The organism is Duganella lactea (genome assembly GCF_009857505.1).
Classification (GTDB): Bacteria; Pseudomonadota; Gammaproteobacteria; order Burkholderiales; family Burkholderiaceae_D; genus Rugamonas; species Rugamonas lactea.
This window is the reverse complement of the sequence record NZ_WWCP01000037.1, coordinates 47591-63822: the sequence shown is the minus strand read 5'-3', so window position 1 is coordinate 63822 and position 16232 is coordinate 47591. Positions and strand designations below refer to the sequence as shown.

12 protein-coding genes and 1 tRNA gene are annotated in these 16232 nt (G+C 62.2%); 7 read left to right on the top strand and 6 right to left on the bottom strand.

Features of this window, described 5'->3' with window-relative positions:
* Window positions 1–462: 462 nt before the first annotated feature.
* A complete protein-coding gene (locus tag GTP44_RS22490) occupies window positions 463–612 on the top strand; it encodes a hypothetical protein (protein WP_161021170.1) in 150 nt (49 codons plus the stop codon).
* Window positions 613–675: 63 nt separating this feature from the next.
* Here the strand turns inward: GTP44_RS22490 and GTP44_RS22485 are convergent, their stop codons facing one another.
* Window positions 676–3441, bottom strand: coding sequence for a TonB-dependent receptor (locus GTP44_RS22485; RefSeq protein WP_161021169.1), 2766 nt, complete (start codon window positions 3439–3441; stop codon window positions 676–678).
* A 138-nt stretch (window positions 3442–3579) separates the two neighbouring features.
* Window positions 3580–4728 (bottom strand): acyltransferase family protein, encoded by a 1149-nt coding sequence (locus tag GTP44_RS22480; protein WP_371867302.1) that lies wholly within the window; start codon window positions 4726–4728, stop codon window positions 3580–3582.
* A 402-nt stretch (window positions 4729–5130) separates the two neighbouring features.
* On the opposite strand from GTP44_RS22480, the gene GTP44_RS22475 reads away from it, so the two are divergent.
* A tRNA-Lys gene (locus GTP44_RS22475) sits at window positions 5131–5206 on the top strand.
* 50 nt (window positions 5207–5256) lie between these two features.
* Here GTP44_RS22475 and GTP44_RS22470 read toward each other — a convergent pair.
* Window positions 5257–7236, bottom strand: coding sequence for a helicase-related protein (locus GTP44_RS22470; protein WP_161021168.1), 1980 nt, complete (start codon window positions 7234–7236; stop codon window positions 5257–5259).
* A gap of 123 nt (window positions 7237–7359) precedes the next feature.
* On the opposite strand from GTP44_RS22470, the gene GTP44_RS22465 reads away from it, so the two are divergent.
* A complete protein-coding gene (locus tag GTP44_RS22465) occupies window positions 7360–7968 on the top strand; it encodes an IMPACT family protein (RefSeq protein WP_160992225.1) in 609 nt (202 codons plus the stop codon).
* A gap of 17 nt (window positions 7969–7985) precedes the next feature.
* Here GTP44_RS22465 and GTP44_RS22460 read toward each other — a convergent pair whose 3' ends face one another.
* The 3 genes from GTP44_RS22460 to GTP44_RS22450 all read right to left on the bottom strand — a co-directional run bounded on the left by GTP44_RS22460 (window position 7986) and on the right by GTP44_RS22450 (window position 11626).
* On the bottom strand, window positions 7986–9146 hold the full coding sequence (locus GTP44_RS22460; protein WP_161021167.1) for a DUF418 domain-containing protein: 1161 nt from the start codon (window positions 9144–9146) through the stop codon (window positions 7986–7988).
* Between the two features lie 128 nt (window positions 9147–9274).
* Complete coding sequence (locus GTP44_RS28065; RefSeq protein WP_308494388.1) at window positions 9275–10819, bottom strand: methyl-accepting chemotaxis protein; 1545 nt, start codon at window positions 10817–10819, stop codon at window positions 9275–9277.
* A 12-nt stretch (window positions 10820–10831) separates the two neighbouring features.
* On the bottom strand, window positions 10832–11626 hold the full coding sequence (locus GTP44_RS22450; protein WP_161021166.1) for a transporter: 795 nt from the start codon (window positions 11624–11626) through the stop codon (window positions 10832–10834).
* Between the two features lie 228 nt (window positions 11627–11854).
* On the opposite strand from GTP44_RS22450, the gene GTP44_RS22445 reads away from it, so the two are divergent.
* Genes GTP44_RS22445 through GTP44_RS22430 form a run of 4 tightly spaced genes read left to right on the top strand, consistent with a single transcriptional unit; the run spans window position 11855 to window position 16232 of the window.
* Window positions 11855–13102, top strand: coding sequence for an efflux RND transporter periplasmic adaptor subunit (locus GTP44_RS22445; RefSeq protein ID WP_161021165.1), 1248 nt, complete (start codon window positions 11855–11857; stop codon window positions 13100–13102).
* 23 nt (window positions 13103–13125) lie between these two features.
* The gene (locus GTP44_RS22440; RefSeq protein ID WP_161021164.1) at window positions 13126–13788 is read left to right on the top strand and encodes an ABC transporter ATP-binding protein; all 663 of its coding nucleotides are present in this window, start codon (window positions 13126–13128) and stop codon (window positions 13786–13788) included.
* A 9-nt stretch (window positions 13789–13797) separates the two neighbouring features.
* Complete coding sequence (locus tag GTP44_RS22435; RefSeq protein WP_161021163.1) at window positions 13798–15036, top strand: ABC transporter permease; 1239 nt, start codon at window positions 13798–13800, stop codon at window positions 15034–15036.
* Window positions 15036–16232 carry an ABC transporter permease gene (locus tag GTP44_RS22430; RefSeq protein ID WP_161021162.1) on the top strand — a complete coding sequence of 399 codons (1197 nt, stop codon included), beginning with the start codon at window positions 15036–15038 and terminating at the stop codon, window positions 16230–16232. The genes GTP44_RS22435 and GTP44_RS22430 overlap by 1 nt, the downstream gene beginning before the upstream one ends.

Sequence of the window (16232 nt, the reverse complement as noted above, 5' to 3'; positions counted from 1 at the left end):
GGCCTGGCACGCGCCACGCTGCAACTGAACTGGAAGGCCGCCGCCTACAACTTGCGCCGCCTTTGCTACCTGAAGGAGGCGAAGTTTTCGGCGTTTTGACGCCCGCAGTCCGTCTGGACCACGAAAAGGTGGTTTTGGACAGCAAGACAAGTGCCAAAAGGTCTGAAGCCGCCGTGCGAATACGTCCACAGCCGGCGTTTTCTCAGCACATCAGTTCAAATCAGCAGTAATTCGAAGTCCCCTAGAGTAGGTATTCTTTCAAGAAAGTCTACCTCATGCATAGCATACCAGCACGAATGACGTATCTCCGCAATGCCGAAGTCGCCTGCGCCGCAGCCCTGCCGGCACTGTTTTGCACCACCTGGCAGAAGTCGCTGATGCCGGTGGCGTGGGAGAGGCGTAGCGCCGCGCGGGCTACTGACAGCTCAAGAATGGGGGGGTGGGAATTGCGGCTGTGGCGGCGTGCATGGCGACGCACGGTACGGCCAGCCAGAGGAGGACCTGCTGTGGTCATTTGGACTGCTGACGTTCGTGGTGGCGCAGCAAATCAACTACCACCACTATCAGCGGATGTACGACACCGGTGACGCCTTCGCCTACCTGCGGCGCTGAGATTACGGCCGCTGTTGAAAACAGGAACGCCGACGTTAGAGGCAGTCGGCGTCCCTTTGCCGCTTAGAAGGCCGCGCGCAGACCCAGGTTGACGCGGCGCCCCACGTCTTCGAGCGTCAGGAACTGGCTCTCGTTGAGCGCATATTCACGCGTGCGCGAGTTGGTCAGGTTGATCGCGTCCAGGTACAACGACAGCGTCGGCGTGATGTTGTAGCGCAGGCTGGCGTCGGTCTGACCGTAAGCCGAGCGGTTGCGCGGCTGGGTGCTGCCACCGCCGCAATCGATCGAGAAGTGATTGCGCCAGTTGTAGCTCACGCGCGCCTGGAACTTGCTGTTCTCGTAGAACACCGAGCCGTTGTACGACTGCGGCGACAAGCCAGGATAGCCGCAATTCGGCGTGCCGCTGTCGACCTCGCGGCTGGCGGTGGCGTCCACATAGGTGTAGTTGGCCGCCACACCGAAGCCCTTGAGCCACGACACCGACTCGTCGAAGGCGTACTGGCCGGCGAGCTCCACGCCCTTGATCTTGCCCTTCTGACCGTTGCGGATACGGGTGTCATGCACCACTTCGCCAGGATATTGCGGCAGCGTGGTATCGACCAGACGCGTTTCCAGGAAGTCACGCACGTTTTTCTGGAACACCGCCGCGCTGACGTAGTTGGTCTTCGACAGATACCATTCCCACGACAGATCCAGGTTGTTGGACTTCATCGGCTTCAGGTAAGGGTTGCCGCCGCCGGTCTGCACGTCGCCATAGCGGCCGCCATACGAGTTGTCCACGCCCATCTGGCTCAGCGTTGGACGGGTCTCGGTCTTGGAGGCGGCCAGGCGCAGCATCATGTCCGACGTCAGGTCAAACTTCAGGTTGGCCGACGGCAGCACGCTGTTGTAGCTGTTGCTGACGGTGTTGGTGTTCATCGGACCATAGGTCAGGATGTAGGTGGTGTCGTTCGGGCTCTTGACGGCGGTCTGCAGCACGCGGCTGGTGCCCACCGAAGTCGACTGCACATGCACCACGCGCACGCCGGCATTGGCCGACCAGCCCTCGCCTTCCCATTTGCTGTCGAGGAAGATGCTGGAGACTTTTTCCTTCACGCCCGACATCGACGGCTTGGTGTAGTCGATGGCCATCGGGCCGTCCGGGAACAGCGAGGTGTCCAGATAGCGCGCCGGGTCGTTCGACTGCGCCAGCGTCGAACGCTGGTTCAGGTAATTCATGTACGCATACGGATCGAAGCGCAGGTAGGCGCTCGGCACCTGCGCGCCGCCGCCGAGGAAGTTCTCCAGCGGCGTCACCGTGAACAGCGACGATGGCAACCCTATGTGATAGCCGCTGTAGGTATTCCACGAGTCGCTGCTCCACGAGGTGCGCTTGACTTCGCGCTGCGAGTAGCTCAGGCCGGTATCGAGGCCCTTGAAGTAGCCCATCTCGTGGCTCCACGCCAGGCTCATGCGGCCTTCGGAGATTTTATCGGTGCGTTGCACATCGCCATTGGAGACGGCGTGGGCGCGCACGGCGGTCGGGTCGGCGATGCCGTCGCCGAACACGATCGACGGCGTGCCATTGAAGGTCAGCACATCGCCGTTCTTCGGCACCATGCCGGCCACCACCCACATGTCCGGCGAGCCGGAGTTGGTGCGCGAGGTGTTGACGTCGCCTTCCAGTTTCCATTCCGGCGCCAGCGCCCATTTCGAATTCAGGCCGAAGGCGCTGGTGATCGACTTGCGGTCACCGCCCTTGACGATCATGTCATTGGAATTGGCCTCGCCCAGCAGCTTGCCGTTGCCGGCCAGCGCCGGGTTGTTGGCGTAGAAGGTGGAGCCGGGGCGCAGCAGGCCGGTGATCTGATTGCTGCCGTTGATCTGCGCGCCCAGCACCTGCGGGTTGATCCAGTCGCTGACGGCGATGATGTCGTTGCGCTGGTCGAGGTGCGAGTACAGCGCGTCGGCCGTCAGTTTCCACGTGGACGACGGGTTGTACTGCACCGTCAGATTGCCGACCAGGCGTTTGCGCTTCTCGTCTTCCTGCTGGAAGCCGTAGCTTTGCGGGATGTACAGTTTCTTGTTGGTGACATCGGCCATGGTCAGGCCCTTGGAGTTCAGGTCGCCATTGATGACCGAGACGTCGCGGTAATTCCAGGCGTCGGTGATCGCCTTGTTCTGCTTGGAGGCGCGGTCGGTGTACGACAGCGAGGCGGTGACGCCGAAGTTGCGCTCTTCATTGGCGAACGAGTACATGCCGCTGATGTTGGGCGTTTTCTTTTCCGAGTTGTTGTCGTAGGAGCCGGAGGCGTTGATCACGGTGCTGTGGCCGGTCTTGCCGGACAGCGGACGCGCGGTCTGGATGTCCACCGTCGAGCCGATGCCGCCCTCGGGCAGGAATGGCTGCGAGGTCTTGTACACCAGCGCCTTGGAAATCAGGTCCGACGACAGCAGGTCGAAGGAGAATTCGCGGCCACCGGTATCGCTGGTCAGCGTGCGGCCATTGACCAGCACGTTATTGAATTCCGGGCCCAGGCCGCGCACCGAGATGTAGCGGCCCTCGCCGCCATTGCGCTGGATCTGCACGCCGGTCACGCGCTGCAGCGATTCGGCGATATTGGTGTCGGGGAACTTGCCGGCGTCCTCGGCGGACACCGCGTCCACCACGCCGTCCTGCAGGCGCTTGGTGTTCAGCGAGGAACTCAGCGAAGCGCGAATGCCGCTGACGACGACGGTCGGTCCGGCGTCGGCATCGGCCGGTTTCGTGGTGGTTTGTGCGTGGGCGCTGACGCCGATCAACAGATCGGCAATGACAACCGCGAGCAAGGTCTTACGGGGCGTAGCCATGATGTAGTCTCCAGTTTTTGTAAGGGCTTTTTTATGAACATCGTTACTGGATTCGATCTTACGCCCGGCGTACCCATGCCAATCTATTATTTCTTTACAAAAAGCCATTCCAAAACGGTATAACTACGCAGAACTCCTTTAGTAGCGGGGCAAAGGCCGTGGCATATGGACCTCGCGCACGGCGAGCCTTTCTACAACAAAATGCATCAGGTGGCCCAGCGGCACTTCGACCCAGCGGTGGAAGATGGCGCCGGCCAGCAGGCTGCTGCTCCACGCGACCAGCATGCCCAAGCCCTGCCACGCCGGCTCGGCGGGAGCGAAACGCGTGAAGGCCGCGTTCACCAGCAGGCACACCGGGAAATGAATCAGGAACACCGAGTACGAAATCTTGCCCATGCCATGGATCGCTGACCAGGCGCGGCCATCGGCGGCGATCTTGCGGCGGCCCCACAGGAACAGCACGCAGGCGACCACCGCCGCCAGCGCGATGCGGCTGCGGAATTCCAGCAGCAGCCCCCCCACGGCGGGCAGCAGCGCCATCATCATCAACATGATGGCAGCGCCGGGCTTGCGGCGCGAATCGCTGGCCCACCAGGCCATCAGGCCCAGGCCGTAACTGCCGAAGAAGTAGGCGGCCCAGTTGTCCCACTCCGCGTCCAGATTAAAGTGCAGCAGCGACAGCGTGACGCCGCTCGCCACCACCAGCGGCATCAGCCACGTCTGCCCCCGGTTGCCGCTGACGCGGCCGCCCAGCCACAGCAGCATGACCATCAGCGCATACAACTGGAAATCAATGGCCACATACCAGGCGCCGGCGGAGACGGATTCGTAGCCCAGCACGCCATGCAGCAGCAGCGCGTGCGCGCCCAGCTGGCTCAAGGTGGCGGGGGTGGAAATCGACTCGTGCGTCATCCAGCGGGCGGCCCACAGCGACGCGACGGCGGCGATCAGCGTGGCGGCCATGAACGGCGGCGCCAGCTTGATGTAGCGACGGCCGATGGCGCGCAAGGGCGACGGACAGCCGGCGTGGCCGGACGGCGACAGTGATTTGGCGGCCAGGAAGCCGCCGATCACCAGGAACACCTGCACGGCAATGCGTGCGCTGTCGGCCAGCCAGTCGAACAAGGCCGGGAAGATCACGCGCGCGTGACTGGACATCGGGCCATAAAACGCCAGATGGTGCAAGACAATCAGCTGTGCCGCGCCGGCCTTCAACAAATTAATCAAACCAAACTGCGCCGGGAGCATTTTCGGGGCGCCCGCCGCAGTATTAGCAACTACTTTCATCATCATCCCTTTAAGACAGGGCGACATGATAGCTGAGGTTGAGCATCCACGGCGCGCGGAACGAAAAAGCAACCGCCTGATCTAAGCCGAATGGCGGCGAAAATGGCGGTGCTAGCGTGCACTATGCTCACCGCCTACCTCACGCATCTGCAAAGCAATCCGGACTGGTTCGCCATCAACGTGCTAGTGCCGGTGCTGCTGCCCTTTGCCGTCCGTAGCGGGGGCTTTCTGCTGTTCGATATATATCGCTTTAAACACCACACATGCAGCGCAAGGCAGAAAAATACAGGCTATTGTGATATGGATCTCAGCGCTATTGACTACCGCGATTCTGATTTCACGTTCTTGACCCGACAAGGCAACTTGATCTTTTCAGCGGCAGCCAATATAATTCCGCCCCTTGGGTCGTTAGCTCAGCTGGTAGAGCAGCGGACTTTTAATCCGTTGGTCGCAGGTTCGAATCCCGCACGGCCTACCAAGATTCAACAAAAACGCCAACCTTCACCGGTTGGCGTTTTTGTTTTCCGCTCAGCGCCGGAATTTGCGCGGCTGGCGTTTGCGCGCCGCTGTGTTCTGCTCCTGCAGAATCGCGTCCACCCGCTCCGACGCCTCGCGCGATAAGCGCTGCGCCAGTTCGGTGTCCGGGAAATATTCCGGCTGACGATACGCCAGCCATGCGTAGGCCGAATACAGCCGGCACGCATCCTCGACCTCCTGCAGATTCATGTAATGCAGCGGCCGCTCATTCCGCTTCAGTTCCGTGACCTTCTTGTGCGCCAGCGACTTGGCCCACGTTTCCCAGGCGTTCTGCAGCGACGGCACCTTGGACGAAATCGGCACCAGCGACAGCGCGAACTTCTCCGCCACCGTCAACGCCAGCGTATCCAGCCAGGCCGCGCGCTCAAACTGGTCCTCGGTGATGCGCGGATAGAAGAAGCCATCCGGCACGTCGATGTTGTGCACAAAGCGCTTCAACAGCTTGGCCAGCGCATGCTCATGCGTGACCGACGAGATGCGGTGCAGGTGCTCCAGCGTCGGTGCCACCGCGAAGCCGGTGGCCTTCAGCGGCACCGGCTTTTCGCGCAGCAGCGAGCGCATCACATTGTGCGTCTCGTTGTCGTAGCCGGCCACCAGGCCCTCCTCGTGCACGCCGAAGCGCCCCGCCCGGCCGGCGATCTGGCGCGCCAGCGCGGCCGGGATCTCTTCCTCTTCGTAGCCGTTGTACTTGACCGTGGTGGTCATCACCACGCGCGCGATCGGCATGTTCAGACCCATGGCGATGGCGTCCGTGCCCACCACCACATCGGCCGCCCCTTCACGGAAACGCTGGGCCTGCGCGCGCCGTACCTCCGGCGACAGATTGCCGTACACCGTCGCCACCGACAGCCCCATCTCGGTCACCATATCGCGCCACATCAGCACTTCGCGGCGCGAGAAGCAGATCACCGCATCGCCACGCCGCAAATTGCTCAGCTTGCGCACAGCGGTGGGCTCGACCGACAGCGGCCCCTTGCGCTTGAGGAGATGCACTTCCAGCTCGCACTCCAGCCGCGCCGCCAGCACCTCGATGGCGCGCCGCGCTTCCGGCGCGCCCACCAGGTAGACGATGCGCGCCGGCGCGCCGCACACGGCCGCCGTCCAGGCGGCGCCACGGTCGCGGTCGGCCAGCATCTGGATTTCGTCGATCACGGCCACATCGAGCGGCGTTTGCGTATCCAGCATCTCCACCGTGCTGGCGACGTGGGTGGCGCCCGGCGTCAGCCGCCGTTCCTCGCCGGTGACCAGGCTCACCTTCAGCGGCTGGCCATGCGGCGACATTTCCTGCAGGCGCTCGTAGTTTTCCAGCGCCAGCAGACGCAGCGGCGCCAGGTAGACGCCGCTCGGCGCCTTCGCCAGCGCCTCGATCGCCAGGTGGGTCTTGCCGGAATTGGTCGGGCCCAGCACCGCGATGAACTTGCGTTTCATGCGCCGCGCCACCTCGAACGAGGCCGGATACTCGGCCAGATTAATGCTCTGGCGGGTACGCTCGGCGTGCTGCTCCTCCATATCGCGCTCGACCGCGTGCTCCAGCCGCTGGCGGATGCGGTCGAACACCATGCCGGCCGGCTCGGCAACTTGCATATCGCTCAAGGCATGCAAGAACGGCTCGGCGTCCATATCGCAATCGTCGCAGGCGTCGGCCAGTTCCTGGACGAAATCGCGGACGTAGCCGTGCAGCGCGTCCGCCACTTCCTCGCTGGCGCGCTCGCGCAGCAACGCGGCGCGGGTATCGGCATCCATTTTTCGCCATTTGGACGATTTGGCCAGCACGCCCTGCGCCGGCACCAGATCATAAGCCACGCGACGGTGGCCGTATTCAACCTCGCCGCTCAGGCGCAGCAGCACCCGGCCTTCGGCCTTGAACAGCGACACGCCACGCTCGGCCAGACCGAGCTGGCGCATCAGATCATCGTCTTCCGCCGGGTCGCCATCGGCGGCTGAAACGAAGGGTGCGGAGGGATTGGTCATGGTCTGTCAGGTGGGGTGAACTCGGCCCGGATTATACCGTGCCGCCGCCCCCAACATGGCGCGCGCGCCTGATTTCTGGCAACATACTGCGGTTTTACACCGCCGTCCCGCCGAAAATCCGCCATGCCCCAAACATTAAATACAGCCGTTCATCACGAACTGCTGATTAAGAAAAGCCGCTTTATTGCCTGCGTCCAGCCGATGACCGATCGCGCCAGCGCGCAGAAAATCGTGGCGACATTATGGGAGCAGCATCCAGGCGCCGCGCACGTTTGCTGGGCATTATTGGCCGGCGGTCAATCCGCCGCCGTGGATGATGGAGAACCGAGTGGCACCGCTGGCCGTCCGATGCTGGAAGTATTGCGCCACCAGGATCTGGAAGGTGTATTAGCCACCGTGGTGCGTTATTTCGGCGGCGTTAAATTAGGCGCCGGCGGTCTGGTACGCGCTTATACCGACAGCGTGGCGCAGGCTTTATTAAAAGCCGAGAAAATCGCCATTATCAAACAGCGCTATCTGATCTGCAGCGCGCCCTATGCCATGGAAGGTTTGGTACGGCGAGAAATTGAAATGGCCGGCGCCACCCTGAATAATGTCCGGCATGCGGACGCGGTGCAATTCGAATTGAATCTCCCCGATACCGCGGCCGAAACGCTGATAACCCGCCTGAACGAAGCCGGCCACGGGCGCATGGTCTGGATCGATCCCGACGACACGCCCGAGGCAAGCTGAATCCTGGTGTATTCGTGCTAACTTTTAGCGTGGCTGCCGAGCCATGTCAGTTTGTGCCACACGGTTTCAAGCGGTCCCTGAGGATGACGGGCCAGCCACCACACACTGAACCGCTGCTGCGCCACGGCCAACAGAATGCCGATCGCCAGGGCAAAGCTGGCGCCGGTGTACTGATACATGCCCAGTCCGAAACCATAATAGATCGATGTACCGATCACCGACTGCACCACGTAACTGGTTAAACTCATACGCCCCAAAGGCGAGAATATGGCCAGCCAGCGCTGCTTATAAAATAGCAGTACAAATAGCGATACCAGCACCACCATAAACGCCACATTCGTCCATGAAGTAATTATCACGAGTAATGGACGGCGCACGGCCGCACCAACACCCAGCAATTCCGGCGAGCTCTTCAACATATAGAACGGGATAAACAGCAAGGCGGAAACAATCAGTGCGCGACGCCAGAATAATGGATCGCTGAATAATCCTTTACGGCCAGCCAGCATGCCAAGCATGAATAAAGCCGGAATCTGGAACAGACGGCCATTTTCCCAACTCCAGCGAACCGCGCCGATTTTTCCGTTAGTGAGATTACCAGCCCACACTTGGAGCGCCGAGCCATGTGCGAAATAATCATTGGCACGGCCGAAATAAGCCCACGATGCCGGATTAGGTAATTTCTCATCCGGATTGGGTAATGCCTGAATTACTTCCCACCAGGCATACGGCTGCAGCAATAACAGCAGCGCGATGATCAAGACCCAGCGGTTACCCAGCCTTGCGACGGGAATCAGCGCAAATCCGAGCACAGCGTAGATACTCAAAATATCGCCGTGATAAAACATGGAATTAATCACGCCAAACGCCAGCAGCAACACCAGCCGCCAAGCGAAGCGCGCCCGGAAGTCCTCGCCGCGCACTTCGCGGTTGTGATATTGGAGGTAAAAAGTGACGCCAAACAGCAAGGCAAAGATGGCGTAGGATTTGCCGCCAAACAAGAAAAACAGACTATCCCAGATGACCTTATCGACCGCCTGCAGCCAGACAGGCAAGCCGGTGGGGGAAAAATAGAAGTCGAAGTGCTCGATGTTATGCAGCAGCATGATTGACACAATGGCAAAGCCACGCAGCGCGTCAATCACGTCCAGCCGGGAGGTTGTTGTCTTTATAGTCATGGGTCTCCACCAAGTGAACAAAATGCCAAGCTTACCCCAAATCAAAATCGGGGTCAGCGGCTGATGCTCATTCAGTTAGGCGGAGCGCGCGCGGGAATGACGCGGGAGACTACCCAGGTCGGGGTGATTCAGTTAGCGAGACGGAAGACTTTGACGGCTTCGGCCAGACGGTCGGCCTGATCCTGCAACGCGGCGGCGGCGGCTGCGGCCTGCTCCACCAGCGCGGCGTTCTGCTGGGTGGCGCTGTCAATGGTGCCAATGGCCTGGTTCACCTGGTCAATGCCCATTTCCTGCTCGCGGCTGGCGGTGGCGATTTCCCCCACGATGGTCGTCACCCGCTCGATACTGGTGACGATTTCCTCCATCGTGCCGCCGGCCTGACCGACCAGCGCGCTGCCCTCGCCCACCTGGGCCGCCGATGCTTCGATCAGCTGTCGCACTTCCTTCGCGGCCGCGTCCGACCGTTGCGCCAGGCCGCGCACTTCCGACGCCACCACGGCGAAGCCACGGCCCTGCTCACCCGCGCGCGCCGCTTCCACCGCCGCGTTCAGCGCCAGGATGTTGGTCTGAAAAGCGATGCCCTCGATCACCGCGATGATGTCGACGATTTTCTGCGACGAGGCGCTGATGCCGCCCATGGTGGCGACCACCTGCGCCATCACCGCGCCGCCGCGCGTGGCGACGTCGGCCGCCGACGAGGCCAGTTTGTTGGCCTCGCCCGCGTTGCTGGAATTCTGCCGCACCGCCGAGGTCATTTCCTCCATCGACGAAGCGGTCTGCTGCAGCGAACTGGCCTGCGATTCGGTCCGCGCCGACAGGTCCATATTCCCGGCCGCGATTTCGCCCGAAGCCAGCGCGATCGCATCCGTGCCGCCGCGCACCTGGCTGACGATGCCGTGCAGGCTGAGATTCATCTCGCGCAAGGCGCGCTTGAGCTGGCCGGTTTCGGTAACATCCAGATCGGCCACCTCCATGCGGGACGACAGATCACCCTTGGCCACGCGGGCCGCGAAGTCGACCGCCTCCCCCAGCGGTCCGAGGATGGCGCGCGCCATCATCTGCCCCACCAGCAGCGATACCGCCACCGCCAGCAAGCCGAAGCCGAGAATATAAAGGCGCGACTGCACCACCGCCGCATCGCCAACCGCCTTGGTGGCGTCCGAATTCTTTTCGATCAGATCGCTCAGCGCGGCCATGCTTTTCTCCAGCACGCGGAACGTCTCCATGAAAGCCGGGAACTTGGTTTGCGCGGCCGCTGGATTGGTCAGCGACAGCTCGACCATCTCTTCCGCGCTTTTCAGGTAGCGATCCACATCCGGCCGCACCTGCTCCATCGCGCGGCGCACCTCGCCATCGGTACTGGCCGCGTCCATCTCCTTGATCAGCCGGCGGAACAGCGCGATGTGTTCGGCCGTGTCCTGGCGCACTTCCTTGACTTCGGCCGGGTCGTTCTTCTCGGCGGCCAGGCGGGCGGCCAGCACGTCGGCGCGCAGGGCGTCGTGTGCCTGGTCGGCCTGCAATTGATCCTTCATCGCCGAGCTGTTGGTGCTGATCGCGTCCATCGACTGGTCCAGCACGTGCACGGCGTAGTAGCCCACCAGTCCTACCAGACTGACGAAAACCAGCGTCGCCAGATTCATCAACCACAAGCGCTGTTTGATCGTGAGTCGCATCGGGTCTCCCGCTTAAAATTTGATGGATAAGCCGACCGTCCAGCTCCAATCCGGGGTGTTCTTGTTCAGTCCGCGTGACAGCGCGGTATCGACCTGCACGGTGTCGGCCAGCAGATAGGCGGCGCCGATGTCGAAGGTCGCGACATTGCCGCCGTGGCGCCCCTTGGCGATCTGCGGCGCGGAGTATTCGATGAAGCTGCGGAAGCGCTCGCTCCACTCCTTGCCCAGCACGATACCGAAGATGCCGCTGGCGTGACGACCACCGCCGCCCACGTCGCTATCATCATGCTTCCAGGCGATGCCGGGCATGACGCCGAGGCTGAAGTCGTCCGGCAATTCCCATTCGGCCGCCAGCCGCAGCGAGCCACCCTTGCCGGGCGCGCGGAAGGCACGCGAACCACTGTCGAGATCGACGTGAGCCAGCAGGCCCAGCGACGGCGACGCGCCCTGCGCGTCGGCGACGTGCCATTTGAGGCCAACCGAAAGGTCCGCGTAGCCGTTGTCGGTGCTGCGGCTGCCGGTGTTGAGGTCGTCGGTGACGAGACGCATGCGGCCGTCGGTCTCGATGCGCGCTTCGAGGTTGTCGCTGATGCCGAAGCGCAGCAATGTCGGCGTCGAATAGGTGCGCTCCTTGACCCCGTTGGCTTTGTTGCGGTCCAGCGCGAAGCTGGTTTCAATCTGGAAGCGTCCAGCGCCGACGACGTTGCTCGATTCGACGAAATCCGGCCGATCGGTAACGATCTGGTCTTTTTCGTCGGCCTGGGCCAACAGCGGCCACGTCAGCAACAGCAGTGCGATCTTCTTCATAATCTCATTTTCTCCACCCGCGTAGCACATGCGTCACCCTAACACATTGGTCTGGATCAATTGTTGGGATTTTTCCACATGGATACACCTGTCCGTTTCCGGACGCCGTTGGGCGAAGGCGGGCAACCAGGCGTGTGGCGCCGGCAGACCGGATCGGCTGAAGGCCTTGATTTCACTGGGTTTGTTGGTGGATCAACGGTATGGCACGGCGTTTGCAATGGAACGGGCATGGATACCACGATCAGCCCACACATCATCCGCCGCCGCAAACGCCGGACCGCGCTGGCGGTCGCCGCCGTGCTGGCGACGATCAGCCTCGCCGCCTGGGGCCTCAACCGCGCCATCAGTCCCAGCGTGGACGCGAACAACGTCAGCATCGCCACCGTCCGCTTAGGCAATATCGCCAACAGCATCAGCGCTTCCGGCATCGTGATTCCGGTGCACGAGGAGCAGGTGTCGAGCCCGATTCAGACGCGCGTGGCCAAGGTACACGCCAAACTGGGTCAGCAAGTCCAGACCGGCGAACTGCTGCTGACGCTGGACGACCGCACCATCGTGCTGGCCAGCGATTCGATCAAGGAGCAACTGGCGCAGCAGGAAAACCGCATGCTGGCGCTGACGCTGGAAATGGAGCAGAAGCGCAAGCAGCTCACCGGCGCCATTGAGCTGCTGCAACTGGACCTGGAAGCCGCCCGCGTCAAGCTCGGCCGCTACCAGACCTTGCGCAAAGCAGGCGGCGTCTCCGCCGAGGATTTGCTGACGGCCGAACTCAACGTCAAACGCATCGAGATTCAGCTGCGTCAGCACCACGAGCAGCAGGAAGACAACCAGCGCGTCACCCGCAGCAATATCGAAGGCGCGCGGCTGCAAAAGAGCATCCTGCAAAAGCAATTGCAGGAGCAGCAGCAACTGCTGGCGCAGACCCAGGTGCGCGCGCCCTTCTCCGGCATGCTGACCTGGCTGATGGCCGAGGAAGGCGCCAGCGTCAGCACCGGCCAGTTGGTGGCGCGCGTCTCCGAACTGAACAACTACAAGGTGGAAGCCTCGCTGTCCGATTTTCATGCGAGGGCGCTCAGCGCCGGCCAGCCGGTGCTGGTGGAGCAAGGTAACGTCAAGCTCGATGGCGAGGTGCAGACGGTGCTGCCCGAGATCCAGAACGGCACCGTCAAGCTGCTGGTGACGCTGCGCCAACCGCACCACGCCATGCTGCGCAACAAGCTGCGGGTCGAGGTCAGCATCGTCACCGAACAGAAAAAGAACACGCTGCTGGCCGACGCCGGCCCCGCCTTCAACGGCCGCGGTCCGCAGGAGATCTTCATCGTGCGCGACGGTGTCGCCCGCAAAACCTCGCTCACCATTGGCGCCAGCGATGGCAAGTCGGTGGAAATCCTGTCCGGCGCGCGCGCCGGCGACCAGCTCATCATTTCAGATACCAGCCGCTACAAGGAACGCGACAGCGTCCGCGTAACGCAATAATCGGCAATAAAATGGAGCCTACCGTGATACGCCTGAACAAAGTCAGCAAAACCTACCAGACCGACAAGGTCGAGACCCTGGCGCTGAAAGACATCGACCTGCACGTCGGGAAAGCCGAATTCGTCAGCATCATGGGCCCGAGCGGCTGCGGCAAAAGCACACTGCTCAACCTGATCGGCCTGCTTGACGAGCCGGGCAGCGGCACGATCGACGTCGCCGGTGCGCCGGTCGCCTCGTACAAGGACAAGTACGTCGCCCAGCTGCGCAACAGCACTTTCGGCTTCATCTTCCAGAGCTTCCACCTGATCAACGACCTGCGCGTGATCGACAACGTTGAGCTGCCGCTGCTGTACCGTGACATCTCGCACAAGAAGCGCCAACGGCTGGCGCGCGAGGCGCTGGAGAAGGTCGGTCTGGGCGCGCGCATGGACCACTATCCGAACCAGCTGTCGGGCGGCCAGCAGCAGCGCGTGGCCATCGCCCGCGCCATCGTCGGCCAACCGCAGGTGTTGCTGGCCGACGAACCCACTGGCAACCTGGACAGCAAAATGGGCCAGGAAGTGATGGACATCCTGCTCCAGCTGCACCGCGAAGGCACCACCATCGTCATGGTCACCCACAACGAGCAGGAGGCGCAGCAAGCCACCCGCATCGTGCGCGTGTTCGATGGTCAACTGGTGGCCTAAGGAGCGCGCATGTTCAGAAATTATCTGCTGACCGCATGGAAGGTCTTCATGCGCCGCAAGCTGTTCACCGCGATCAACCTGCTGTGCATCGTGCTGACGCTGGTGGTGTTGATGGTCATCACCGCGCTGCTACAAAACACTTTTTACCCGACCGGTGTCGAGGGCAAGAGCGATCGCTTCGTGCAGATGGTGATGATGGAGGCCACCCACACCACCAGCACGCACCGCCGCACCGGCACGCTGGGCTACCGGATGATCGAGCAATACCTGAAGCCGCTGAAGCATGCCGCGCTGGTCTCGGCCACCGCCCTGCCGGAATCGGTGTCGATCTACCAGGAAGGCCGGGTCAGCGACCAGTTGATGCGGCTGACCGATGCGGCCTACTGGAGAATCCTCGATTTCACCATTGTGTCCGGCCGTGTGATCAATGCCGACGATGTGGCCAACGGCCGCATGGTGGCCGTGCTCAACGAAACCACCGCGCGCAAGCTATTCCCCGGCCAGCCCTACCTCGGCCAGAAGTTCAGCGCCAACGGCCAGACCTTCACCGTCATCGGCGTGGTGCGGGATGAATTGCACCTCAACGCCTTCGCCGACATCTGGACGCCGATCACCGCCCAGCCATCGAGCGACTACAAGAACAATCTGTTCGGCGGCTTTGGCGCGATGATCATGGCGCGCTCGCCAGACGACCTGCCGGCGCTGCAAAAGGAAATCATGGACGCGGCCCGGTCGGTGCAGTTTGACGACCCCAACATCTTCAACATCGCGCGCTTCTGGGGCGACTCCAAGCTGGCGCTGTTCTCGCGCACGCTGCTCAGCAGCCATGCCGAGGATGGCGACGTCGGCAAGATGCTGACCATCTTCGTCGTGCTAATGCTGCTGTTCATGGCGCTGCCGGCGCTGAACCTGATCAACCTGAACGTGGGCCGCATCATGGAACGCAGCGGCGAGATCGGCGTGCGCAAGGCTTTTGGCGCCACCAGCCGCCAGTTGGTGGCGCAGCTGGTGCTGGAAAACGTGCTGCTCTGCCTGATTGGCGGCGTCATCGCGCTGATCGCCTCGGCTGGCGTACTGTGGTGGTTGGAAGGCTCGGGCATCATTCCCTACCTCCAGGTCCACATGAATCTGGCGGTGTTTGGCTACGGCCTGCTGATTACGCTGGTGTTCGGCGTGCTGTCGGGAGTGATCCCGGCCTGGAAAATGTCGCGCCTGGCGCCCGTCCACGCATTGAAAGGAACTGCCTGATGCTGCGCCATCTGTTGAAACTGATCTGGAAACGCAAGTCCCGCAACATGATGCTGAGCCTGGAGATTCTGCTGGCGTTCCTGGTGGTGTTTGCCATTGCCGCCCTCGGCTTGCGCTACTGGCAGTTGTATCAGCTGCCCACCGGCCACGGCTGGAAAACCCAGTGGTCGGTCAATATCCGCGCGGCGCAGGAGCTCCCCAACGATCCCGCCATCTTCGACAATATCAAGCGCAGCCTGCTGGAAATGCCGGAAGTGGCATCGGTGGCCTTCAGCTCGTTTGGCACTTACGAGATGTCGCGCTGGACCAGCGAATACGCCAAGCCGGACGGCAGCCACGTACTGACCCTCGACGGCATGGGCGTCAGCGACGACTACTTCGCCACCATGGACATGCAAATCGCCCAGGGCCGCTTCTTCTCCAAGATGGATGACCATGCCGACGCCGCGCCGGTGGTCATCAACCGCCGCCTGGCGGATCAATGGTTCCCCGGAAAAGACCCGCTCGGCCAGCTGTACGTGGAGCAGACGCGCAGCAAGAAGGACGGACAACGCTACCGTGTGGTTGGCGTGGTCGAGCAATTCCGTTCACATGGCGAGTACATGGACCCGGTGTATTTCATGCTGTCGCGCTGGATACCCGGCGTGGGCAAGGAGGCCGCGCACAGCATCATGCTGAAGCTCAAACCGGGCACGCCGCGCACCTTTGAGACCCGCCTCAACGCCCGCCTCAAGCAAATCCGCAACGACTGGAACTATGTGATCACCACCCAGGCCGACGCCCGCGCCTCGATGCTGAAGACGCAGACCATCCCGCTGGTGATCCTGGCGGTGATCGCCGCCTTCCTGCTGGTGATGGTGGCCTTCGGCCTGTTCGGCGTGTTGTGGCAGAACACCACGCAGCGTATCCCGGAGATCGGCCTGCGCCGCGCGCTGGGGGCCGACGCCGGCGACATCTACCGCCAGATCATCGCCGAGCAATGCCTGCTCAGCACCGGCGCCATGCTGATCGCGCTGGCGCTGCTGGTGCAGTTGCCGTTGACCGGCGTCTTCGGTGAAGCGCTGAACTGGCCGGTGTTTTTCGGCGCGGCGGCGCTATCGGCAGGCTTGATCTATCTGCTATCCTTGCTTTGTTCGCTTTATCCCGGCTGGCGCGCCGCGCGCCTCAGCCCGACACAAGCGCTGCACTACGAATAG